At 70.1% G+C, this 21,725-nt stretch carries 19 protein-coding genes and 3 pseudogenes; 10 read left to right on the top strand and 12 right to left on the bottom strand.

Annotation, left to right across the window (positions count from 1 at the left end):
- Nucleotides 1-5: 5 nt before the first annotated feature.
- A complete protein-coding gene (locus tag VF289_RS06380; protein WP_330882264.1) occupies nucleotides 6-1,514 on the bottom strand; it encodes an HNH endonuclease signature motif containing protein in 1,509 nt (502 codons plus the stop codon).
- Nucleotides 1,515-2,128: 614 nt separating this feature from the next.
- On the opposite strand from VF289_RS06380, the gene VF289_RS06385 reads away from it, so the two are divergent.
- On the top strand, nucleotides 2,129-3,163 hold the full coding sequence (locus VF289_RS06385; RefSeq protein WP_330882266.1) for an NAD(P)-dependent alcohol dehydrogenase: 1,035 nt from the start codon (nucleotides 2,129-2,131) through the stop codon (nucleotides 3,161-3,163).
- 164 nt (nucleotides 3,164-3,327) lie between these two features.
- On the opposite strand, the pseudogene VF289_RS06390 reads toward VF289_RS06385, so the two are convergent.
- Both VF289_RS06390 and VF289_RS06395 read right to left on the bottom strand, forming a co-directional pair.
- Nucleotides 3,328-3,729: pseudogene (locus tag VF289_RS06390) on the bottom strand (IS3 family transposase); the annotation flags it as partial.
- Nucleotides 3,730-3,816: 87 nt separating this feature from the next.
- On the bottom strand, nucleotides 3,817-4,551 hold the full coding sequence (locus VF289_RS06395; protein WP_330882268.1) for a MerR family transcriptional regulator: 735 nt from the start codon (nucleotides 4,549-4,551) through the stop codon (nucleotides 3,817-3,819).
- A gap of 137 nt (nucleotides 4,552-4,688) precedes the next feature.
- Between VF289_RS06395 and VF289_RS06400 the strand changes: the two genes are divergently transcribed.
- The 3 genes from VF289_RS06400 to VF289_RS19610 all read left to right on the top strand — a co-directional run bounded on the left by VF289_RS06400 (nucleotide 4,689) and on the right by VF289_RS19610 (nucleotide 8,793).
- A complete protein-coding gene (locus VF289_RS06400; RefSeq protein WP_330882269.1) occupies nucleotides 4,689-6,581 on the top strand; it encodes a S9 family peptidase in 1,893 nt (630 codons plus the stop codon).
- A 43-nt stretch (nucleotides 6,582-6,624) separates the two neighbouring features.
- A complete protein-coding gene (locus VF289_RS06405; RefSeq protein ID WP_330882271.1) occupies nucleotides 6,625-8,583 on the top strand; it encodes a penicillin acylase family protein in 1,959 nt (652 codons plus the stop codon).
- A 102-nt stretch (nucleotides 8,584-8,685) separates the two neighbouring features.
- Nucleotides 8,686-8,793 carry a hypothetical protein gene (locus VF289_RS19610; RefSeq protein ID WP_422652976.1) on the top strand — a complete coding sequence of 36 codons (108 nt, stop codon included), beginning with the start codon at nucleotides 8,686-8,688 and terminating at the stop codon, nucleotides 8,791-8,793.
- Here VF289_RS19610 and VF289_RS19615 read toward each other — a convergent pair.
- From VF289_RS19615 to VF289_RS06430, 4 genes and pseudogenes are all read right to left on the bottom strand, one after another.
- Nucleotides 8,786-8,920: pseudogene (locus tag VF289_RS19615) on the bottom strand (IS481 family transposase); the annotation flags it as partial. The gene VF289_RS19610 and the pseudogene VF289_RS19615 overlap by 8 nt on opposite strands.
- 327 nt (nucleotides 8,921-9,247) lie before the next feature.
- On the bottom strand, nucleotides 9,248-9,526 hold the full coding sequence (locus VF289_RS06420) for a hypothetical protein (protein WP_330882275.1): 279 nt from the start codon (nucleotides 9,524-9,526) through the stop codon (nucleotides 9,248-9,250).
- A gap of 114 nt (nucleotides 9,527-9,640) precedes the next feature.
- Nucleotides 9,641-10,087 (bottom strand): CPBP family intramembrane glutamic endopeptidase, encoded by a 447-nt coding sequence (locus VF289_RS06425; protein WP_330882277.1) that lies wholly within the window; start codon nucleotides 10,085-10,087, stop codon nucleotides 9,641-9,643.
- Nucleotides 10,084-10,545 (bottom strand): hypothetical protein, encoded by a 462-nt coding sequence (locus VF289_RS06430; protein ID WP_330882279.1) that lies wholly within the window; start codon nucleotides 10,543-10,545, stop codon nucleotides 10,084-10,086. Before VF289_RS06430 ends, VF289_RS06425 begins: the two co-directional genes overlap by 4 nt.
- Nucleotides 10,546-11,106: 561 nt before the next feature.
- On the opposite strand from VF289_RS06430, the gene VF289_RS06435 reads away from it, so the two are divergent.
- Nucleotides 11,107-11,277 carry a hypothetical protein gene (locus VF289_RS06435; RefSeq protein WP_330882281.1) on the top strand — a complete coding sequence of 57 codons (171 nt, stop codon included), beginning with the start codon at nucleotides 11,107-11,109 and terminating at the stop codon, nucleotides 11,275-11,277.
- A 199-nt stretch (nucleotides 11,278-11,476) separates the two neighbouring features.
- Here the strand turns inward: VF289_RS06435 and VF289_RS06440 are convergent, their stop codons facing one another.
- Nucleotides 11,477-12,301 carry an RNA methyltransferase gene (locus tag VF289_RS06440; protein WP_330882283.1) on the bottom strand — a complete coding sequence of 275 codons (825 nt, stop codon included), beginning with the start codon at nucleotides 12,299-12,301 and terminating at the stop codon, nucleotides 11,477-11,479.
- 6 nt (nucleotides 12,302-12,307) lie between these two features.
- Entirely contained in the window at nucleotides 12,308-13,102 is a 795-nt protein-coding gene (locus VF289_RS06445) for an ABC transporter ATP-binding protein (RefSeq protein ID WP_330882285.1), read from the bottom strand.
- Nucleotides 13,103-13,202: 100 nt separating this feature from the next.
- On the opposite strand from VF289_RS06445, the gene VF289_RS06450 reads away from it, so the two are divergent.
- Together VF289_RS06450 and VF289_RS06455 are read left to right on the top strand one after the other, a co-directional pair.
- The gene (locus VF289_RS06450; RefSeq protein WP_330882287.1) at nucleotides 13,203-14,720 is read left to right on the top strand and encodes an RNB domain-containing ribonuclease; all 1,518 of its coding nucleotides are present in this window, start codon (nucleotides 13,203-13,205) and stop codon (nucleotides 14,718-14,720) included.
- Nucleotides 14,717-15,502 carry a hypothetical protein gene (locus VF289_RS06455; protein WP_330882288.1) on the top strand — a complete coding sequence of 262 codons (786 nt, stop codon included), beginning with the start codon at nucleotides 14,717-14,719 and terminating at the stop codon, nucleotides 15,500-15,502. The genes VF289_RS06450 and VF289_RS06455 overlap by 4 nt, the downstream gene beginning before the upstream one ends.
- A 60-nt stretch (nucleotides 15,503-15,562) precedes the next feature.
- Here VF289_RS06455 and glgA read toward each other — a convergent pair whose 3' ends face one another.
- Complete coding sequence (gene glgA, locus VF289_RS06460) at nucleotides 15,563-16,756, bottom strand: glycogen synthase (RefSeq protein ID WP_330882289.1); 1,194 nt, start codon at nucleotides 16,754-16,756, stop codon at nucleotides 15,563-15,565.
- Nucleotides 16,757-16,899: 143 nt separating this feature from the next.
- Between glgA and glgC the strand changes: the two genes are divergently transcribed.
- Nucleotides 16,900-18,141: a glucose-1-phosphate adenylyltransferase gene (gene glgC / locus VF289_RS06465; protein WP_330882290.1), complete on the top strand. Its 1,242-nt coding sequence runs from the start codon at nucleotides 16,900-16,902 to the stop codon at nucleotides 18,139-18,141.
- Nucleotides 18,138-18,818, top strand: coding sequence for a phosphoserine phosphatase SerB (gene serB / locus VF289_RS06470; RefSeq protein WP_330882291.1), 681 nt, complete (start codon nucleotides 18,138-18,140; stop codon nucleotides 18,816-18,818). Before glgC ends, serB begins: the two co-directional genes overlap by 4 nt.
- A 38-nt stretch (nucleotides 18,819-18,856) precedes the next feature.
- Here serB and VF289_RS06475 read toward each other — a convergent pair whose 3' ends face one another.
- Nucleotides 18,857-19,384, bottom strand: a complete 528-nt coding sequence (locus VF289_RS06475; protein ID WP_330882292.1) for a SixA phosphatase family protein — start codon at nucleotides 19,382-19,384, stop codon at nucleotides 18,857-18,859.
- Nucleotides 19,385-19,429: 45 nt separating this feature from the next.
- Nucleotides 19,430-20,155 carry a beta-ketoacyl-ACP reductase gene (locus VF289_RS06480; protein WP_330882293.1) on the bottom strand — a complete coding sequence of 242 codons (726 nt, stop codon included), beginning with the start codon at nucleotides 20,153-20,155 and terminating at the stop codon, nucleotides 19,430-19,432.
- Between the two features lie 169 nt (nucleotides 20,156-20,324).
- Here VF289_RS06480 and VF289_RS06485 point away from each other — a divergent pair.
- Nucleotides 20,325-21,725 (top strand): annotated as a pseudogene (locus VF289_RS06485) (hypothetical protein); the annotation flags it as partial.

The raw sequence follows: 21,725 nt of genomic DNA on the forward strand, positions 1-21,725 counted from the left end.
CGAGGTCAGTAGGGCGGGAGCGGTGGATTCTTCCGCCGCTCGAGGGCTCGTCGCCTTGCCTCGATCCGTGCCTGGTAGCGGGTCCAGGAGTCCATGAGCTCCCTGGTCATGTGCGGGCTGGCGAGGTCCTCGTTGTCGCGGACGATCACGTGGACCCGTTCGTCGATGGACCAGGCGGTCCGCCCCGGAAGCCCGGGCGTGCTGGGCAGGCGGGTGGGGTCCAGCAGGCCGGTGGTCTTCGCACGGTGGTGCTGCCAGCACAGAAGATGGAGGTTCTCGATCTCGGTGAGACCGCCGTGCTCGGGATCTCCGTGGTCGTACTCCTCGATGTGGTCGGCCTCGGAGGCCCAGGAGGTGGAGCGTGTGCAGCCGGGGAGCGCGCAGGTGGTGTTGCGCAGGCGCAGGTGCTCGAGCATGGCACGCGTGGGGGCGTAGCGCTCGGCGGGCAGCGGCAGGAAGGCGCCCGTGCACGGATCGGTGAGCACTCGGTGCCAGGTCTCGCTCTGCCCGGCCAGCTCGCGCGCCATCGCGGCGGGGATCGGGACGGTGCCCTCGAGCATGCCGGGCTCCTGGGAGCCGCCGAGCAGCGTCAGGACGGGCACGGTGACGTTGAGGCGGAAGCGGGGTTGGGGGACATGGACCCCATCGGTGTCGAAGGCCGCGCCGCCCAGCAGGTCGTACTGGATGAGGGCGAGGGAGGCGGTCATCCCCGTCGCGGCGACTGTGCCTCGCGGGTCCACCGGCGGTCTCTCCCCCGCCTCGAAGGCGCGGCGCTGAGCGGCCTGGACCGCGCGGGCGGCGTCATCGAGCCGCCGGGCAAGGGTGAGGATCTCCGGGGCGGGGCCGACCACGCGCAGACATCCGATCCCGTCGTCACGGGTGGGCAGCAGCTCCACCCGGCGCCGCCCCTCCGGGGTGAGATGTGCGGGGGTCTCCTGCTGGGATTCCAGACGGCTGAGGAGGCGGGAGAGGCGGAGGTGGAACTGCTCCGTGGTGAGAGTGGTGGGCCAGTGCGCGGCGGCGGCATCCACCTGCTCCATCTGGAACGGGGTGAGGTGTCGGATGCGGCGCAGGATCCGGTCGAACCAGGCCGCTGGGAACTCCCCGCACTCCAGGCGCAGCAGCGTGCGCGGGAGCTGGTGCACCGCCACATGGGCGTCGTGGAGGACGCGATCGGCGACCGTGCGCGTACACCGCAGGGCGAGCGCGACGGAGAGGAGCTCGGCCTCGGCCGCGTCCTCGTCGGGCTGCGCGCGCTCCGGGTCACGGTAGGACGGCGCGAGTGCCGTGAAGCGGGCGGCGAGGCGGCGGCTCTCCTCGACCGACGCCTCGTGCACGGGACGCAGGTGCTCCGGGAGCACAGGTGCAGCGGGAGTGGGCTCCGGGTCCGGGCCGGAGCCGTCGGCGTCATCGCCGGCCGTGGCGAGGTGGCCGGGATCATCGGGCGGTATCGACCGTTCGTGGGCGGCCTCTCCTTCGAAAGGCACGCTCCCGCCATCGCGCAGGTCTTCCATGCTCCACACCCCCTCCCGGCATGACTCCCGATATGGTCGCCGACGATGTCGCCGCGAGAATCGAGAAGATCTTCTCCTTTCCTCTGATTCTATCGTCGCCCGGTGCCGCTGGAAAGGGCCCCCCAGATACCTGCAAATAATGTGGATAAGGCCTTTGTGTGGAGGAAGGGTCTCTCCGGAAATGTGGAGAAGTGGTCGCGGTGGAGGAACGGTGCTCCCGCGCTGCTGACAGCCCGCTCGGCGCTGCGAACTACCTGATCCGGGGCGCATCGACGGCATCTCACTCCCGCTCCCGCGATCAGGTGGGACAGTTCGTGTCGTCATCGTCCGGCGGGAGCAGCGGATTGATATGTCAGCACCTCGTGATAATGGATTGGCGCCACCCGCCGAGGAATTGTCCGGGAACTGCGAGAGCGTGAACCCCGCCCCCTCCCGAGACCTTTCGCACTCTTCCGGGACCATTGCGGGATAGGGCGACTGCCGGTGCATCCGGCCCCGGCCCGCCCTGCCGCGCCGCCCACGCGGCGACCCGGCATCGGCCGAGATGGCACCGGTATGGCAGAGTCTCCAGCACACGACTGAACCGCTTTCCCCAACGTCGGAGGAGACCCCGCATGCGCGCGCTGATGCTGCACGAGAAGAACCGGATGTCCATCGAGGAGGTCGCCCCCGTCGGCTCCCCCGGTCCCGGGCAGGTGCGCATCGCGATGCACACCGTCGGCATCTGCGCCTCGGATGTGCACTACTGGACCGACGGCAAGATCGGGCCCTTCGTGGTCGAGGCCCCGATGATCCTCGGGCATGAGGGCGCCGGCACCGTCGTCGAGGTCGGCGAGGGCGTCACGCACCTGGCCGCCGGCGACCGCGTCGCGATGGAGCCCGGGGTCCCCGACCCCACCTCCCGCGCCGTCAAGGAGGGCAACTACAACGTGGATCCCGGCGTGCAGTTCTGGGCCACCCCGCCCGTGCACGGCTGCCTCGCCGACGAGGTGATCCACTCCGCCGCCTACACCTACAAGCTGCCCGACAGCCTCAGCTTCGCCGAAGGCGCGCTCATCGAGCCGTTCTCCGTGGGCATGTTCGCCGCGACCAAGGCCGGCATCTCCCCCGGTGACGTCGCTGCAGTGGTCGGCGCGGGGACCATCGGGATCATGACCGCGCTCGCCGCCCGCGCCGGCGGCGCCAGCACCGTCTACATCTCCGACGTGCTCCCTCAGAAGCTCGCCCTGCTGGACGGGCTCGAGGGAATCGTCACGGTCGACGCCACCAAGGAGGATCTCGGTGAGCGCGTCCGCGCCGAGACCGGCGGCTGGGGCCCGCAGGTGGTCTTCGAGGCCACCGGCGCCGCCCCCGCCTACAGGAAGCTCTGGGAGCTGCCCGCCCCCGGCGGCCGCATCGTTCTGGTGGGCATGCCGGTGGATCCGGTGCCCTTCGACATCGCCACCGCGCAGAGCCGAGGCATCTCGCTGGAGACGGTGTTCCGCTACGCCAACGTCTACCAGAAGGCGATCGACCTCGCCGCGAGCGACGCCGTGGACCTCTCGCGCTTCGTCAGCGAGACCTTCACCTTCGATGACTCGGTCGGCGCCTTCGAACGCTTCCTCGAGGGGCGGCCGACGGATGTGAAGCTGCAGATCACGCTGTCATGAAGCGGCAAGCGCAGGGTGACGGTGCAACGGCTCGCAGGTCGATCCCAGAGGGACTCTCGGAGGCTGTTCACATGCCCCGGCCACCCCGCGCGGAGGCTACAAGATCGAGGCAGCTTCGCAGACCTCCTTCCGTGTGGATAAGTGCGCCCGGATGCGCCGAAAGGCTCGTCCTCGAGGGGGGTCAATCGGCGCAGCCGAGCCTGACGGCGGCGGTGATAGGCCCTCTCAATCAAGGTGATGATCGCGATCCGCAACTCCTCTCGAGTTCATCAGCGCTCGCGGGCCAGGACGTTCTTCTGAAGAAGCGAGAAGAAAGATCCCGTCGCGGCGTTGTCGCCGGCGGCACCGACCTGGCCCATCGATCCGATGAGGTGATGACGGTTCAGGGCGTGCACGATCTTCCGTGACCTGAACTGAGGTCACCTGTACGAATGAACGATGCAGCCAGCGGCGTTGCGACGCCTGGATATCGCGTTGCCCAGGGCACTCACTGCAAGCCGCGCCTTGATGCGGTCGCTGATCGAGAAGCCCACGATTCGACCGGAGAACACATCCTTGATGGCGCAGGGTAGGGAGCGGGCATGGTGCACATCCTTACAGGCCGCCCTACGGGCAAGCCAGATCAGATGTCCCCTATCCGCGCGGCAGCTCCGTCAGTCGCAGGATCCGTGCTCGGCGCCTAGATGCGCGAAGTGGTACGCCTGGCGCAGGGCCTCGAGCTGGGCGGGGTTATAAAGGTCCGTCACCGCCTGGTTCAGCGCCTGTTTCGCTTCTTGCTCCCGACCATCGGCCGCCACGGGTGAAGTCCGCGTGCCGGGGTAGCGCTCGTGGATGGTCCGCAACACTGGTGCGAGCTTCGCCGCGGCGGCTCGAACGGCGTCCTCGTCCGCATCAGCGGCCAAGGTGTTGAACTCCTCGTCGGCTTCCTGGTGATCAGTGGCGATTCGGCGAAGATCCCGCATGCCCTGTTCATCGAGGAGCACGCCGCTGATCGTGATCATCGCCCGATCTGCCTCGGTGAGGCTGTCGGCGATGGGTTCGAAGCCTGCGGGGACGTCTGGCCCTGCAGGGTGAGCCAACAGGCCAGCCAGCTCGGTGCGAACGGCTTGTTGGCGTGCGATGGAGTCGGCGAGCTGGGCGTCGAGCTCGCGCACAGCGTCGAGGTAGCTCTCGTCAGACTCCCCGGCTTTCGCGATCTCCGCCAGTGACATCCCCAGGTCTCGCAGCCGAGTGATCTGCAGCAGTCGCACCAGGTGGGGCGTGCCGTACCGCTTGTATCCATTCGCCGCACGCGCGGGCTCTTCGAGCAGCCCCACATCGTGATAGTGGCGCACACTTTTCACCGTGGTGCCCACGAGGGCGGCAAGCTGGCGCGTACTCCACGCCATCAGCGGATTCTCGGCACCTTGACCATGTTCCCATCGTCACAGGTCGGACGAAGGTTGGGAAGTGGGACCTTGACCGTGCCCTTGGGGCACGGTGTCGGATGAGGGCGTTCGTGACTGCGCCCCGAGGAGCACATCGTATGACCAGCACCGATCGCCGCCCACGCCGACTCGAGGCCGAGGAGCTTTTCGCTGATCCCGCCTTTGCCAGCCCGCTGATCTCCCCTGACGGGGACCGGATCGCCTACCTCGCGCCCGCACACGGGAGGCGCAACATCTGGGTACGCGGGATCGGTCAAGACCATGACGACGCCCGCTGCGTCACCCATGACGAGCGGCGCGGCATCTCCACGTTCTTCTTCTGCGAGGACCCGCGCTGGCTGCTGTACCTCCAGGACACCGACGGCAACGAGGACTGGCACCTGTTCCGGGTCGACCTGCGATCTCCGGGCTCACCCGCCGTCGACCTCACGCCGCTGCCCCCGGGATCGCGGGTCTTCGCCGCAGAGCCACTGCGGTCCCGGCCTGCCACGGTGCTCGCCACGATGAACCGTCGCCCCGCCGCGCTGGACACCTTCCTGATCGACGTGCCTTCAGGCGAAATCCACCTCCATCACGAGCAGCCGGGCCCCGGGCAGGATCTGCTGCTGGACGGTGACGGCGCACCGGCTTTCCTCGCCCGCGTCACCGAAGAGGGCGATACAGAGTTTTCCGCGATCGATCCGGCCTCCGGGCAGCACCAGGTGCTGCTGCGGGTCGGCGGCGCGGACCACCCGATGGGGGTGGAGATCCAGCAGGCGACACCCGACGGCTCCGGCCTCGTGCTCGGCAGCTATCTCGACGGCGACGACATGCAACTGGTGCGCGTGGACCGCAGCACCGGGAAGATCCGCGTGCTCGCCGCGGTAGAGGGCTGGAGCCTCGACATCCTCAGCGTGCTCGCTCCGGGCGTGTTGCCGCCGACCCTGTACACCGACCGGCGTAGCGGAGAGATCCTCGCCGCCCGGTTCACCGGACCGAGACCGCACATCGAAGTGATCGATCCCGCCTTCGCCGAGGTGCACGCCGCATTGTCCGAGCTGTCCGATGGCGTGCTGGGCTCCCTGTCCTCGGACCTCTCCGGACACCGGTGGGTCGCGACCTACCTTCACGACCGGGACCCGCATGTGGCCTGGTTCCACGACCGCACCACCGGGGAGAGCCGGCGACTGTTCCCGCCCTCCCCTCACCTGGACCCAGAAGATCTCGCCCACATGGAGCCCGTCGCGCTCAGCGCCCGGGACGGTCTGCCCCTGCACGGCTTCCTCACCCTCCCGCCTGGACACCCGCCGCGGGACCTGCCTCTCGTGCTTGAGGTGCACGGAGGCCCCTGGGTGCACGACAGCTGGGGCTTCAACCCGCAGGCACAATACCTGGCAAGCCGCGGCTATGCCGTGCTGCAGGTGAACTACCGCGGCTCGTCCGGATACGGCAGGCGCCACACCCTCGCGGCGATCGGAGAATTCGCCGGAGCGATGCACGACGACCTGCTCGACGCGGTGGACTGGGCGATCGCGCAGGGAATCGCCGATCCGAACCGGGTAGGGATCCTCGGTGCGTCCTACGGCGGCTACGCCGCCCTGGTCGGTGCCGCCTTCACCCCTGAGCGCTTCGCCGCGGCCGTGGACATCGTCGGCATCGCCGACCTGGCCAGCTTCCTGGAAAGCCTTCCCCCGGTGAGCCGCCCTTACCTGCGCAGCAACTGGCTCACCTACGTCGGCGATCCCGAGGACCCGTCGCAGGAGGCGGACATGCGCGCCCGCTCCCCGCTCACCCACGCCGACCGGATCACCACTCCCCTGCTGATCGCCCACGGTGCGAACGATGCCCGGGTCCAGCGCACGGAGTCCGACACCCTCGTCGCCTCGCTGCGCGAACGAGGCGTCGCAGTCGGCTATCTCCTGGCCGACGACGAGGGGCACGGCTTCGGCAACCCGGAGAATCAGATCCGCCTTCAGCAGGCGATCGCGGAGCACTTCGCGACCTACCTGTAATGACACCCCCGCAGAACCGCACAACCGACGAGGAGCAGTGAGCATGGACATCAGTTGGGACGAGCACGGGATGGCCACCATCACCGCCGAGGATGAGCTGGAGGCCTGCCGGGGATTCGGCCGCGCGCAGGCCCTCACCCACGCCACCGCGATCCTGGAGCTCTACGGGATCTCCCGGGGAAGCGCTGCGGCCCTGTGGGGCGAGGAGTTCCTCAAGAGCGATGTCCAGCATGCGAGGCTCGGCCTCGAGGCCGCCGTGGAGACCTGGTGGCAGGCACAGAGCGCCGCCACCCGCACGAGGTTGCAAGCATTCTGCGAGGGAATCAACGAGGCCTGCGCGGAGAATTCTTCCCTCGGCGGGGACCGTCGAGAGGTGCTGCCCGTCGGCCCCCGCGATGTCGTGGCCCGCACTTTCTCGATGTTCTTCGAGTTCTCACGCTTCTGGGATCAGGGGCTGGCCTTCCCGCCCGTCGGCGGTCCAGGTCTCCTGGGCGGTGGATCGAGCGCCTGGGCCGTCGGGGCGGAGAGGTCGTCGACGGGTGAGGCGCTGCTACTGATCAACCCCCATATTCCGTGGATCGCCCCGTACCGGATGTTCGAGGCGCGGACCCTCTCGCCGGGGCGCAACTGCCACGGCGCGACACCGATCGGGCTGCCTTGGCAGTCCTTCGCCTACACGAAGCACATCGGGTGGACCCACACCGTGAACCCGCTCCCTCAGCTGTGGGTCTACGCACTGGACGCGACTGGTGACCGCTACCTCCACGACGGTGACCGAGTGCCTTTCGAAACGCACGAGCACTTCGTGACCGTGCGTGACAGCGACCCTGTGAGCGTGACAGAGCGACGAAGCCTCCACGGCCCGGTCATCGAAGCACCCGACGGCACCCCTGTCGCGATCCGGGTCGCCGGCGTGCTGCACCAGCCGGTGACAACCGCGCTCGAGTGCTGGTGGCAGATGTCCCTCGCCGAGACCGTGGAGCAGCTCTTCGATGTGCAGGAGCAGTGGCCGCTGCCGATGTTCAACATTCTCGCGGCGGACTCGAGCGGGTCGATCGGTGCAGCTTTCTGCGGAGCCACGCCGGTTCGCCCCGGAGGGACATTCAACGACTCCCGGCGACTGCTGCCCGGCGATGATCCCGGCCAGCTCTGGACCTGCTTGAACCCACCGCAGAGCCTGCCCCGGGTCGTGAATCCACGCTGCGGCTGGGTCCAGAACGTGAACGAAACGCCCTGGTGGTTCTGCGACCCGCCGCTGGATCCTGCGCAGTACCCCGACGGCATCGCGCCTGCTCCCGACCAGCTCCGTGACATCCGGTCCCCGCTCTCCCGTGCGGCCCTGGACCGTCCCGGTCCGATCTCGCCGCAGGATCTGCTGGACCTGAAATGGGACACCCGGGCGCACCTGGCGGACATCGTCCTCGACGACCTCCTCACCGCCTGCACAGGAATCGCCGAGCTCACCGAGGCCGTAGATGTCCTGCGCGCCTGGAACCGTCGCGCCGATGCAGATAGCCGCGGCTACCTGCTCTTCCACCTGTGGGCGCACGACCACTTCGCCGTCGGCGACGTCGTCATGGACAACAGCCAGCTCACGCCATCCCTCGAAACCGGCGGGCTCCCGACTGGCCTGAGCGACCCGGCGGAGGCCGCTGAGGCCCTCCGTCGCGCGGCACGCCGGATGACCGGGCTGGGCAGTCCGCTCGACGCCCCCTACGGCGAGGTCGCCCGGATCGGCAACGGCCTCAACGACGGACCGGCCAGCGGAGGACCCACCTACTTCGGTCTGTTCAAATGCCTCGAGATCGTCCCCATCGAGGGAACCTGGCCCGCCATCGGCGGAGACTCCTGGATCTCGCTGGTCCGGTACGGGCCCCACGCGCCGACCGCCGACGGACTCCTGCTGCCCGGGCCGACCTCGGAGGAGGGCGCCCCCTCGGCCCGATCGTCGGCGGCCCACTACGCCCACGACGAGCTCGTCCCCCACCTGCCGCTGGCCTGAGAGAGCCCGATGACCCAACACGCCGCAGGACTCGACAACCTGACGGTGCAACGCACTGGTTTCGCTATCCATGACCTGTCCTTCACCCTGCCTCGCGGGACCATGCTCGGTCTTGTCGCCCCGAACGGCGCAGAGAAGACCACGACGATCCGCGCCTTGCTGGGACTATGTGCCCCCGATAACGGCACGGTCGAACTTCTAGGTGCATGAGGTCATGACGATGTCGCGATGCATGCGCGTTCACAGCGCGAACGAAGGTCTTCGCGCGGTAGTTGGCACCGTGGTCGGTGAGCTCCCGGACCAGGCGATTGATGCCGTGCGCAGCGAAGGAAGACCGCTCGGGCCCGCGGGTGGGAGGGACGCGCATGGACTGGGCGATCGTGTTGTAGATCGTGGAGCCGGTGCTGCGGGAGTGGATCGGGACCGGCGGGCGTCGGTTCCCCGGCACTGCGTCGTCGGCGGCTCCGAAGATCCGATCAAGCTGCCCGAAGAGGTCCACCAGGTCCTTCGCCGAGTCGTCGACGCGATGCAGAAGGGGCGGTCGGTGACGATCTCGCCAGGCTCAGTCCATGCAGGTGCCGGTGTAGTGCTCGGACAGCGCGCTCCCGGCGGCGTACACCTCGTCGGTCCCCGCGCCGATGAGTGCGGTGGTGTCCTCGGGATCCTAGGAGCCGATCAGCGGCTCCACCTCCTTGAGGTAGGCCTGCCAAGTGGTGACGTCCTCCGAGATCTCCTCGGGGACAGAATCCTCCACCTCGGCGAGCAGGTCCAGACCCTCCTGGTCGTTCATGCCGGGGATGACTGGAGTGAACACCATGGCCGAGACCTCGCTGTGGTCCGTCAGCGTGGCGCAATACTCGCCGCCCGCGTTCCCACAGGCGGCGAGGGCGGCCATGCCGACGACGGTGATCATCAAGCCGCGAGGGCGGCGGGCTGAACGCATGGAGGAACTCCTCGCAAGTCGGGTGCAGGCGACCGATCCCCTGACGGCCGCACCGACACGATACGACGACAGCACCCACCAGACGGCTCACGAGCCTTCGAGCGTTCTTCGAGGTCAGCCCTCCACCGCGGCCGCGGTGCGGCGCTTCTCGATCTGCCACACCAGGAGGACGGCGGCCCCCTGGGCGAGCAGGAAGAGCAGCATGTACGGGCCGGCGGCACCGGCGGATCGGTCCTGAGTGATGCCGCCGCCATAGGCGAAGAGGGATCCGATCGCCATGGCGAACACATTGTTCATGGCGTGGAAGGCAATGGCGGCCTCGAGGCCCCGGCTGATCAGGGCGATGAGCGCGGTGCTCGCGCCGAGCCCGAGATAGTTCAGGAGCATCCACGGGTCGGCGCTGGTGTGCAGGAGGGCGAAGAGAACGGTCGACAGGCTGATCCCGACCACGAGAGCGGGACGTGCCGGACGGATCCACGCGGTATACGAGGCGGTGAGCGCCCCGCGGAAGGCGATCTCCTCGGCGGCCGCCTGGAGCGGCGTCGTCAGGAGCACGATCACCAGGAGGGCGATCGTGGTCCCGGTGACGGCGAAGGCAGAGCCCGGACAGGGCTGGACGAGGTGGACCAGATATTCAGGACCACCATCAGCCCGATGAACAGTGCCGTGTAGCCCCCGAGGCGACGCCAGGAGAACGCCCTGTTCAGGGCCAGCACGCTGCGCCACGGCGTACCGGTCAGGGCCCGTAGGGCCAGCAGCGTGACAGGCACGAGCAGCATGATCGAGAGGTTGTTCGCGAGATAGGTGAGCGGGGTGAGGGTGGCGTCCTGCGGGCCCTTCCCCCAGAAGCCGACTTCGACGGGCGCGGCGGCGCCCAGGAACAGTGCCTGCAGGCCGTAGGTCGCGACGACGACGATCACGGTGAGCAGGACCGGTGCCCACCAGCGCATGGAGAGATGGGCGCCGAAAGGTCGTTCGACGGCGTCCGGGCTGTTGTCCGGGCTGTGGGGTGTCGGCATGGTCAGACCCTCTCGTTGCTGGAGTTCCCTGTGCTCAAGCCGAGACCGTGACCCAGGGGCACGGTGAATGCTGAGCAAGGAGACACGGAGCGCCGGCAGGGTTGCCCGTGCCCGGCATCGCCCGCGATACTGGCGGGCATGCGCGACATCCTGCTGCTCCGCCGCATGGACCTGATGGCATGGAGCACCCGTCGTCTCGCCCAGCTCGGGGTTACGACGGTCAAGACCCTCCGGCATTATCACGACATCGGGCTGCTCGAGCAGCCCGAACGGGCCGCCGCGCCGTGCCCCCGAGGAGGGGTCCTCCCGGAGCAGACGGATCACCGCTGCCAGGTCCCCGGCGATGGCCGCGACCCGGAGGTCCCTCGAGGCCAGCATCGGATCTGCGGCGAGCATCGCGCGGGCTTCGGCCCATCGCTCCGGGCCGTCCGCGGACGAGTAGGTGAGGCAGGCGAGACGGGCGAACGTCTCGGCACGATCCGGTGCCTCCTCCCGGGGGTCCCAGCGGTGCGCGGCGATGGTCTGCAGATACTGGAGCAGCCGTGCCCAGCTGGGGAACCCGTGATCACGGGCCACGACGAGCTGCGCCTGATGCAGAGGGAACGCCGCGGCGTCCACGGTGACATCTCCGGGCGCGCGCTCGGCCACTCGTGCGAGTGCCTCCGCGCCCCCGGCGCGGACGGCGCGCTGGAGGGCTCGGGCCTGGCCGCGCAGATGATCGGGTTCGGATGATCGGGCAGTTCACGGGTCGGCATGCGGACCTCCTCTCGACGGGCCCGATGTCCGCATCGACGGGCGAAAGGAGGCAGTCACAGCACGCTCCGGATCCTGCTCCAGGTGGGCTGAGCCCTTCCCGCGGACCGGGTGCTGCCTGACCAGCGCTTCCGACGGTATCGCCCGCAGCACGGGCGGGCAAGGGGAACGCCGCCCGCTAGCTCACCAGCGCGCGGCGCTGCCAGAACACCACGGCGCTCGCCGCAGCGACGTTCAGAGAGTCCACTCCCTGGGCCATCGGGATCACCACGTGCTGATCCACCGCCCGCAGCGTCGCAGGCGTGAGCCCGTGACCCTCGGTGCCGAGGACGAAGGCGACCTTGCGCTCCGAGCGCAGGTCCACCTGGTCCAGCGCCACCGCCTCCTCGCTGAGGGCCAGGGCGAGCACGTCGAAGCCTGCTTCGTGCAGGAGGTTCACACCCTCATGCGGCCAGGCCGGGAGCCGGGTCCACGGCACCTGGAAGACGGTGCCCATCGACACCCGGATCGAGCGGCGGTACAGCGGGTCCGCGCACTGCGGGGTCGCCAGCACCGCATCGACGCCGAGGGCTGCGGCGGAGCGGAACATCGCCCCGACGTTGGTGTGGTCCACGATGTCCTCCAGCACCGCGACCGTGCGGGCGGTGCGCAGCACCTCGCGGACCGTCGGCAGCTCGGGCCGCTGCATCGCCGCGAGCGCGCCGCGGTGCAGGTGGAATCCCGTGAGCTCCTCGAGCAGTCCCTCCTCCCCCACGAAGACCGGAACGTCGGGGAACCGCTCGTACAGCGGCGCGAACTTCGCCAGCCACTTCTCGCTCATGAGGAAGGAGCGCGGCGCCATGCCGGCGTCCATCGCCCGGGAGATCACCTCGTAGCTCTCGGCCATGAACAGGCCCCGCTCCACCTCGACGCGGGAGCGCAGCTTCACGTCCGTCATGCGCAGGTAGTCGTCCAGGGCCGGATCGGCGAGGTCGGTGATCCGCCGCAGCTGCGGGTTCTCCACCGGGGGTCAGCTCAGCGAGAGCGAGCGGGCGGTGAACCGCTCACCGCGCTGCTCGACCACCAGCGGCAGCCCGAAGGTGCGGGTGAGGTTCTGGGAGGTGAGGGTCTCGGCGATCGGTCCGGCGGCGACCACGGAGCCCTCGCGCAGCAGCGCCACGTGGGTGTATCCCGGCGGGATCTCCTCGACGTGGTGGGTGACCAGCACCGTCACCGGGGTCGCGGGATCCTTCGCGAGCCGGCCCAGCGTGCGCACCAGCGACTCCCGGCCGCCCAGGTCCAGCCCGGCGGCGGGCTCGTCCAGCAGCAGCAGCTCGGGATCCGTCATCAGGGCGCGTGCGGCGAGCACGCGCTTGCGCTCCCCGGTCGACAGGGTGCCGAACATGCGCTCGGTCAGGTCTCCCACGCCGAAGGCGGCCAGCAGGGTGCGGGCGCGGTCCAGATCCAGCTCGTCGTACTCCTCGCGCCAGCGACCCACCACGCCGTACCCGGCGGTGACCACCACGTTCTCCGCGGTCTCCTGGGCTGGGATGGTGTCGGCGAGCTCCTGGCTGGCCAGCCCGATCAGGGGGCGCAGCTCGAAGATGTCGACCTTGCCGAGGCGCTCGCCGAGGATCTCGACGCGTCCTGAGGTGGGGTGCATGCGGGCCGACAGCAGGCGCACCAGGGTGGACTTCCCGGCGCCGTTGGGGCCGAGGACCGCCCAGCGCTCGCCCTCCCCCACCTCGAGGGAGACCGCATCGAGGATCGCGCTCCCGCTGCGGCGGACGGTGACATCGTTCAGGGCTGCTGCTGCGACGGACATGGCCCCGAGCCTATCGGTTCCGTGGCCCCGTCCGGCCCATCCGCGCGTGCTCCCGCCCATAGACTGACCAGGCCCGAACCGTCCCTCCCAGGAGGTCACCGTGCCCCATCACCCGCTCTCCCTGCACGCACCCCGCGGTTCGGTCGCGGCCGACGAGCTCCGGGCGGGCATCGACGCCCTGCTCGCGGACCACGACGGCGAGGTCCCGCTCCAGTTCCCGCCGGAGGTCCTCGCCGCCGCGGAGGCGGCGGCCGCGCGGCAGCCCGGTGAGGACGGGGAGCGGACCGACCGCACCCAGGTCCCCTTCGTGACGCTCGACCCCGAGACGTCCACGGACCTGGACCAGGCGATGCACCTCGAGCGCACCTCCGGCGGGTACCGGGTGCTGTACGCGATCGCGGACGTCCCCTCCTTCGTCGACCTCGACGGGCCGATCGACCTCGAGGCCCGGCGCCGCGGAGAGACCCTCTACCTGCCCGACCGCCGGATCCCGCTGCATCCGGGGGTGATCTCAGAAGGGGCCGGCTCCCTGCTCCCGGATCAGGTCACTCCGGCCTTCGTGTGGGTGCTGGAACTGGACGCGGCCGGCGAGGTGCGCGAGATCGGCCTGGAGCGGGCGCTGGTGCGCTCGGTGGAGAAGCTGGCCTACGACCAGGTCCAGGACGATCTCGATCGCGGTGAGGGCCCACCGATGATGCTCCTGCTGCAGGAGATCGGTGCCCTGCGCACCGCTCTGGAGGCCCAGCGCGGAGGGGCCAGCCTGAACGTGCCCGAGCAGGAGGTGGTGGCCGAGAACGGACAGGTGCACCTGCGATGGCGCCGGCCCAATCCGATCGAGGACGCGAACGCCCAGATCTCGCTGATGACGGGGATGGCCGCTGCCCAGCTGATGCTCGAGAACGGTGCCGGGATCCTGCGCACCATGCCCGCTGCGGAGCAGTCGGCGGTGGACCGCTTCCGCCGCCAGAGCCAGGCGCTCGGCCATCCCTGGCCCACCGAGCAGAGATATGGCGATTTCCTGCGCTCCCTGGACTGGCGCGACCCGGTGCACCTGGCACTGCTGAACCAGGCCACCTCGCTCTTCCGCGGCGCTTCCTATGTCGCGTTCACCAGAGGTGAGGACGTGCCGGAGGATGCGGAACAGGCCGCGATCGCCGCTCCCTACGCCCACACCACGGCGCCGCTGCGCCGGCTGGTGGACCGCTTCGTGCTGCTGGTCTGCCACGCGCACGTCACGGGCGGCGGCCCGAGCCCGGAGCTGCTGGAGGCGCTGCGCGTGATCCCGGAGGCGATGCAGGCCACCGGTGCGCAGTCCGGGAACCTCGAGCGGGCGGCGCTCGAGCTCGTGGAGGCGATGGCGCTCCAGGCCTGGGTGGGTGAGGTCTTCGAGGCCTCGGTCATCGAGCGCCGGGAGGCGAGCACCTCCGAGAACGGCGACGGAGCCCCCACCCGGGTCGAGGTCCAGCTGACTGATCCCCCGGTCACCGCCTGGGTGCCGATGGACGCGGCCGTCGGCGAGGTCGTGACCGTGCGGCTGGAGTCCGTGGATCCGGCCGGTCGACGAGCGGAGTTCGTCGCTGCTGCCGCGGGGTCCGCGGCCGACGGGCGCGGAGCGTGAGCGAGGCCGCCGCCGGGCGCGAGCTCATCGCCCTCCCCCGCGCCGCCGTGCTGATGCTGTGGACCTCCGCCTACCTGCGCGGCGACCTCGGGCCCGACGACGCGGCCCAGATGAGTTTCGGGGTGGGTCGCTCCGGGCCCAGCGGAGAGGGCGAGGACCTGTACGAGTGGATGTCAGGGCTGCGCCGGCTGCCGCTGGCCCAGCTGCGATTGGTGCTGCCGGCCCCGGGCCGGCTCGCCGGGCTCGTCGGCCCGCCGGCGGCGATCGGTCCGGCGCTCGAGGCGGAGCAGGCGATCGTGGTCACCGCCGCCGGCATCGCCGATCACACCCTGATCCCGATCACCACCCCGGTCGAGCACGAGGGTCGTCCGGTCAGCGCCGTCACCTGGGTGAAGGTCCCCGCCCCGGTGGGTGCCCAGGTGCCGCCGACGGCGAGTTCAGGCAGTGCACGCGAGGAGCTTCTGCATGCGCTGCGTCGCACCGCCGGGGGCAGCGTGGACCTCGACCTGGTCCCCGAGGAGCCCGTCGAGACGGCCCGCATCCCCGACACCTGGACCTCGACCGCGCTCCCCCGCCATCTGGAGCCCTCGGCCGCGCACCTGCTGGTGCTCACCGCGCGGACCCTGCTGCTCACGCGGGCCGAGATCGAGGAGGGCCATGGCCACACCGTGCACCTCGCCGAAGCGCTCACGCGCCGGGGGCTGCTGGACGAGCTGCACGATGCGGCGCGAGGCGCGCTCGTGGAGACCCTCGAGCGGATCGCCGCAGCGGAGACGGGCTGAGCCCTCGTCACGGAGGCTGTCGTCCGAAGCTCCGGAGCTCCGGGCTTGGAGGTGCTGGGTTCAGGAGCTCTGAGCGATCACCATGCGGTAGACGTCCAGGGTGCGCTCGGCGATCGAGGTCCAGGAGAAGTGTTCGGCCGCGCGCCGCTGTGAGGCCTCGCCCATCTGCTTCGCCCGCGCGGGATCGGAGACCATCCTCACCAGCGCGTCGCGGGTGTCCGCGATGAACTTCTCCGGGTCCACCGGGATGCCGGTGCCATCGGTGACCTGCTCGAGAGGGACCAGGTAGCCGGTCTCCCCGTCGGCGACCACCTCGGGGATGCCGCCGGTCGCGGAGGCGACCACGGGGATCCCGCAGGCCATCGCCTCGAGGTTCACGATGCCGAGCGGCTCGTAGATGCTCGGGCACGCGAAGGTGGTGGCATGGGTGAGGATCTGGGTGAGCTCGTGGCGGGGCAGCATCTCGGTGATCAGGTGCACGTTGCCGCGCTCCCTCGCCAGCTCCTCCACCAGCGTGTTCACCTCCTGCGCGATCTCCGGGGTGTCCGGGGCGCCCGCGCACAGCACCACCTGGTGCTCCGCCGGCAGCTCGCGCACGGCGCGCAGGAAGTACGGCAGCCCCTTCTGCCGGGTGATCCGCCCGACGAACACGATCGTCGGCGCGTCGGGGTCGATGCCGCGGGAGGTGAGCGCGGAGGTCTCCGGGTTCGGGGACCACTGCTCGATGTCGATGCCGTTGTGGACCACGTGCACCGTGGCCGGATCGACCGAGGGGTAGGCCCGCAGGATGTCCTCGCGCATCCCGGCGGAGACCGCGATGACGCCGGCCGCCCCCTCATAGGCGGTGCGCTCGGCGAAGGAGCTCACGGCGTAGCCTCCGCCGAGCTGCTCGGCCTTCCACGGACGCAGCGGCTCGAGGGAGTGCGCGGAGAGCACATGGGGGACGCCGTGCAGCAGCGAGGCCATGTGACCGGCGAAGTTCGCGTACCAGGTGTGCGAGTGAACGAGGTCCGATCCAGCGCAGTCCGCGGCGATCAGCAGGTCGGTGCCGAGGGTCGAGAGGGCGGCGTTGGAGCCCTCGAGCTCCGCCGGGGTGCTGTAGGAGAAGGTAGATTCCTCCTCGCGGGCGGCCCCGAAGGCCCGCACCCGCACGTCGATGTGGGGGCGGAGCACCTTCGTCAGCTCGGCCACGTGGACCCCGGCCCCGCCGTAGACCTCGGGCGGGTACTCCTTGGTCAGCAGATCGACGCGCATGTCCGTCTCCTCTTCCTTCAGCGGGTGCTCGCTCCAGCATCCCAGATCGATTCGTCATGTCGGTTCGTCATGTCGGATCGTCATGTCGTCCGAATGGACGGGACAGCGCGTGACGGGTGCCACGTCTGGACTATCCTCGCACCATGTCGTCCAAAAAGGTTCTCGCCATCGTCCTCGCCGGCGGTGAGGGAAAGCGGCTGATGCCGCTGACCCTCGATCGGGCAAAGCCCGCAGTGCCGTTCGGCGGCATCTACCGCCTCATCGACTTCGCGCTGTCGAACATCGTCAACTCCGGCTACCTGCGGGTGGTCGTCCTGACCCAGTACAAGTCGCACTCGCTGGACAAGCACATCGCGCAGACCTGGCGGATGAGCTCGCTGCTGGGCAACTACGTCGCTCCGGTCCCGGCGCAGCAGCGCATGGGCAAGCACTGGTTCCGCGGCAGCGCTGACGCGATCGCCCAGTCCCTCAACCTGATCCACGACGAGAAGCCCGACTACGTGGTGGTGGTCGGTGCCGACAACATCTACCGCATGGACTTCTCGCAGATGCTGGACGCCCACATCGCCTCCGGGAAGTCCTGCACCGTCGCAGCGATCCGGCAGCCGATCGAGATGTCGGACCAGTTCGGCGTGATCGAGACCGACCCGTCGGACCCCACCACCATCACGGCGTTCGTCGAGAAGCCGACGCAGACCGAGGGGCTGGCCGACGACCCCGGCTCGATCCTCGCCTCCATGGGCAACTACATCTTCACCGCCGAGGCGCTGGTGGAGGCCGTCACCCGCGACGCGGAGGACGACACCTCCAAGCACGACATGGGCGGTGACATCGTGCCCTCCTTCGTCGCGCAGGAGGACGCCGCGGTCTACGACTTCCTGCACAACGTCGTCCCGGGCTCCACCGACCGCGACCGCGACTACTGGCGGGACGTGGGCACGCTGGATGCCTTCTACGAGGCGCACATGGATCTGATCTCGATCCACCCGGTGTTCAACCTGTACAACGACGAATGGCCCACCTTCACGGGCCACCGCAACACGCCGCCGGCGAAGTTCGTGCACGCCGGCCCCGGCCGCGTCGGCTCCGCGGTGGACTCGGTGATCTCTCCCGGCGTGGTCGTCTCCGGCGCGTCCGTCTCCAGCTCCGTGCTCTCTCCGGGGGTGCGCGTGAACTCGTGGTCGACCGTCTCGGACTCGGTGCTCATGGACGACGTGATCGTCGGCCGTCACTGCCAGATCCATCGGGCGATCATCGACAAGGGCGTCGTGGTCCCGCCGCGCACCCAGATCGGACTGGATGCGGAGAAGGACCGTGCCCGTGGCTGGGTGGTCTCCGAGTCCGGCATCACCGTGCTCGGCAAGGGCACGGTCATCACCCCGTGACGGCCGAGCCTGGGATCGACGCGTCCCCCGTGGTGGCGACCGGGCTGCTGGTCTCCGACGTCGACTCGACCCTCCTCACCCAGGAGGTGATCGAGCTGGTCGCGGAGCATGCCGGCGTGCGCGACCGGGTCGAGGAGATCACCACCGCCGCCATGCGCGGAGAGCTCGACTTCGCCCAGTCGCTGCGCGCGAGGGTGGCGCTGCTCGAGGGATTGGACGGATCGGTGCTCGCCGAGGTCCGCTCCGCCCTGGTGCCCACCCCGGGCGCTCTCGAGCTGGTGCGTCGGGCGAAGGCCGACGGCTGGGTGGTCGCGCTGGTCTCCGGCGGCTTCCACGAGGTGATCGACGAGCTCGCGGACCGGACGGGCATCGACCACGTCCAGGCCAACCGCTTCGAGATCGCGGATGGTCGGCTCACCGGACGGGTGTCCGGCCCGATCATCGACGGCACCGCGAAGCGCCGCACCCTCGAGGAGCTCGCCGCCCGCTACGACCTGCCGGCCTCCCGGATCGTCGCCCTTGGCGACGGCGCCAACGACCGGGAGATGCTCCTGGCCGCCGGCACCGGGATCGCCTTCCGCGCCAAGCCGGCGCTGCGCGAGGTCGCCGATGTGGTGATCGACGGCGCCTCCCTGCTGGACGCCTGGCCGCATCTCCAGTCCGCGGCCCGCAGCTGAGGCGCGACCGGCGCTGAGGTGGGACCGGCGCCCGCCCGTCAGGGACGGACGATGGTGTGGAGGGTCAGCGAGCCCTCCCGCAGGTCCTGCCAGCTCTCCAGCTGCCCGGCGAGCACCGCCATCGCCCCTGTCGGCATGCCGATCCTGGCCTGGGCGACGGCGCCGGCGTCGGACTCCTCCACGGCGAGCAGGGAGGTCAGGGTCGAGATGGTCGGTTCGTGACCCACCACCATCACCACCGGATGCTGCGGGTCCACGGAGCGGACCAGGGAGAGAACCTCCGCCGCACCGCCGGTGTAGATGTCCTCGTCCAGGGTCACCTCGCCGTCGAAGCCGGGCATCGTCGAGACTGTCGCCTCCCAGGTCTGGGCGGTGCGGCGGGCATCGGAGACCAGCACCCGGGAGACCTGCACGTTCTGCGCGTGGAGGTACTCCCCCACCAGCTGCGCCTGGGTCACGCCTTTGTCCGCCAGGGCTCGGTCGTGGTCGGAGCGGCCGGAGCCGTTCTCCGCCTTGCCATGACGCATCAGGAGCAGCAGGCGACTGTCGGGGTCGGAGGATGACATCGGGTTGGGTTCACGCCTTACGTTCGGGGTGGGGACGGGTCCGGGTCAGTGTCCCATGCCGAGGCCGCCGTCGACGGGGATCACGGCGCCGGAGATGTAGGCCGCGTCGTCGCTCGCGAGGAAGGCGACGGCCTTGGCCACCTCGACCGGATCGGCGAAGCGTCCCGCCGGGATCGCCTTGCGGTACGAGGCCTGGAGATCCTCGGACAGCGCCTGGGTCATCTCCGTGTCGATGTAGCCGGGAGCGACCACGTTCGCGGTGATCCCCCGGGAGCCCAGCTCACGGGTGAGCGCCCGGGCGATGCCGATGAGGCCCGACTTGGAGGCCGCGTAGTTGACCTGTCCCGGCGAGCCGTACAGGCCCACGACGGAGCTGATGAGCACGATGCGGCCCTTCTTCTTGCGCATCATGGACTTGATGACCCGCTTGACGGTGCGGAAGGCACCGGAGAGGTTGGTGTCGAGCACGGTCTCGAAGGAGTCATCGCTCATCCGCAACAGCAGCTGGTCGTCCGTGATCCCGGCGTTCGCGACGAGCACCTCGATCGGACCGTGCGCCTCCTCGACGCTCCGGATCGCGGCGTCGAGGCTGTCCCCGTCGGTGACATCCGCGGCGACGGTGAGGGCGCCCTCGGGGCCGCCGTCACCGGAGCGGCTGGTCACGGCCACTTTGTCGCCGCGGCGTAGGAACTCCTCGGCGATCGAGCGGCCGATCCCCCGGTTCCCTCCGGTGATGAGAACACTGCGCGGCTCGGTGATGACGTCGGTCATGCGGACTCCTGATGCGTGAGCGGGGGGCTGCGGACGGCCCCTGGTGACGGTGGCGAGGGGCGAGAGCTGACGCCTCGGCGATCCCTTGTGCTCTACGATACGGGGCGAGAGAGAGTCGGGGTCCGAGGGGGAGCCCGTCCACGCACATCGCCCCGGAAGGTGCTACCCGATGGCATATCGCTTCAATCCTCCGCCGAACTGGCCGATCGAGGATGCCAACTGGAGCCCGCCTCCCGGCTGGCAGCCCGATCCGTCGTGGGGCCCCGCTCCGGACGGCTGGAACTTCTGGGTCGCCGACGACCAGGCTCCGGCCGCTCCCGCCGCCGACGATGCCGCGCCCGCCGCCGACCAGGATGCCACGCACGTCGCCTCCGCCGGTGAGCAGGCCCCCGCTGCGACGACCGATGACGATCCGACGCATGTGGCCTCCACCGGTGAGCAGGCCCCGACCGGCGAGGACGACGCGACCCGGGTGGCATCGACCGGAGAGCGCTCGGAGCAGGAGCCGGCCGCGACCGAGGGCACCACCCCGGCAGCAGCCGGTCAGTACGGGTCGATGAACCCGTACGGCTCTGCGGCGCCGCAGGCCGAGACCCCGCAGACCACCGCGCCCCAGGCGGAGGAGCACCGTGGACGGCACGTGGCGGATCCCGCCCCGCTCGGCGGCGCCGACGGCTCCGAGCAGGACGACGCCACCCATGTCGCCGACTCGAGCCAGCGCGCCGCCGCCGAGGAGCCCGTCCTGGACGCGGCGCCCGCCGACGACCAGGCGCCGCTGACCGCCGCCTCCGGCACGTCGGAGACGGCCGCAGCGGCGGAGGACGCCCCCGCAGCGGACGCAGGCGCTGCGGACGCAAGCGCTCCGGACGCAGGCGCTGCGGACACCGCCGAGTACCAGGGCCCTGATCTCGAGGCCGGTCTCGCGCAGCAGGCCCCTTACGAGACAGCTGAGCCCGCTGCGGCAGACGGTTACGGCGCCCAGGACCAGTACGGTCAGCAGAGCGACGGCTCCGGTGCGGGAGCCGGCTCGGCCGCTGCCGCGGGCGCCGCCGCAGGTGGCGTTGCCGCAGGTGGTGTCGCGGCCCAGCACGGTGACGGAGCCGGGCAGGGCGCGGGCCAGGAGTACGGCCAGGCCTCCCCCGCCCCCGGCTACGGCCAGGCCTCTCCGTCGCAGGGCTACGGCCAGGCTTCCCCCGCCCCGGGCTACGGCCAGGGCTCTCCCTCGCAGGGATACGGCCAGGGCTCGGCCTCGGATCACCCCGCGCAGGGCTACGGCCAGGCTTCCCCCGCCCCCGGCTACGGCCAGGGCTCTCCCTCACAGGGATACGGCCAGGGCTCGGCCTCGGACTACCCCGCGCAGGGCTATGACCAGGGTTCTCCTGGCGTCGACACGGGATCCGGCTGGACCGCCTCGACCGGAGCGGGCGAACCGCCGAAGAAGAGCTTCATCCAGCGCTTCTGGTGGGTCGGCTGTCTTCTGATCCTGCTGCTCGTCTTCGTGCTGGTCGCCGCCGGTGGCATCTGGATGTTCACCCGCGGCGGTGGCGACGAGGCCGGTGAGGGCGGCCAG

The organism is Brachybacterium sp. (genome assembly GCF_036379615.1).
GTDB lineage: Bacteria > Actinomycetota > Actinomycetes > Actinomycetales > Dermabacteraceae > Brachybacterium.

Excerpts from the sequence above, each read along its gene's own strand:
- VF289_RS06380 (WP_330882264.1), bottom strand. The coding sequence starts at position 1,514 with ATGGAAGACCTGCGCGATGGCGGGAGCGTGCCTTTCGAAGGAGAGGCC.
- VF289_RS06385 (WP_330882266.1), top strand. The coding sequence starts at position 2,129 with ATGCGCGCGCTGATGCTGCACGAGAAGAACCGGATGTCCATCGAGGAG.
- VF289_RS06395 (WP_330882268.1), bottom strand. The coding sequence starts at position 4,551 with ATGGCGTGGAGTACGCGCCAGCTTGCCGCCCTCGTGGGCACCACGGTG.
- VF289_RS06400 (WP_330882269.1), top strand. The coding sequence starts at position 4,689 with ATGACCAGCACCGATCGCCGCCCACGCCGACTCGAGGCCGAGGAGCTT.
- VF289_RS06405 (WP_330882271.1), top strand. The coding sequence starts at position 6,625 with ATGGACATCAGTTGGGACGAGCACGGGATGGCCACCATCACCGCCGAG.
- VF289_RS19610 (WP_422652976.1), top strand. The coding sequence starts at position 8,686 with ATGCTCGGTCTTGTCGCCCCGAACGGCGCAGAGAAGACCACGACGATC.
- VF289_RS06420 (WP_330882275.1), bottom strand. The coding sequence starts at position 9,526 with ATGCGTTCAGCCCGCCGCCCTCGCGGCTTGATGATCACCGTCGTCGGC.
- VF289_RS06430 (WP_330882279.1), bottom strand. The coding sequence starts at position 10,545 with ATGCCGACACCCCACAGCCCGGACAACAGCCCGGACGCCGTCGAACGA.
- VF289_RS06445 (WP_330882285.1), bottom strand. The coding sequence starts at position 13,102 with ATGTCCGTCGCAGCAGCAGCCCTGAACGATGTCACCGTCCGCCGCAGC.
- glgA (WP_330882289.1), bottom strand. The coding sequence starts at position 16,756 with ATGCGCGTCGATCTGCTGACCAAGGAGTACCCGCCCGAGGTCTACGGC.
- glgC (WP_330882290.1), top strand. The coding sequence starts at position 16,900 with ATGTCGTCCAAAAAGGTTCTCGCCATCGTCCTCGCCGGCGGTGAGGGA.
- VF289_RS06475 (WP_330882292.1), bottom strand. The coding sequence starts at position 19,384 with ATGTCATCCTCCGACCCCGACAGTCGCCTGCTGCTCCTGATGCGTCAT.
- VF289_RS06480 (WP_330882293.1), bottom strand. The coding sequence starts at position 20,155 with ATGACCGACGTCATCACCGAGCCGCGCAGTGTTCTCATCACCGGAGGG.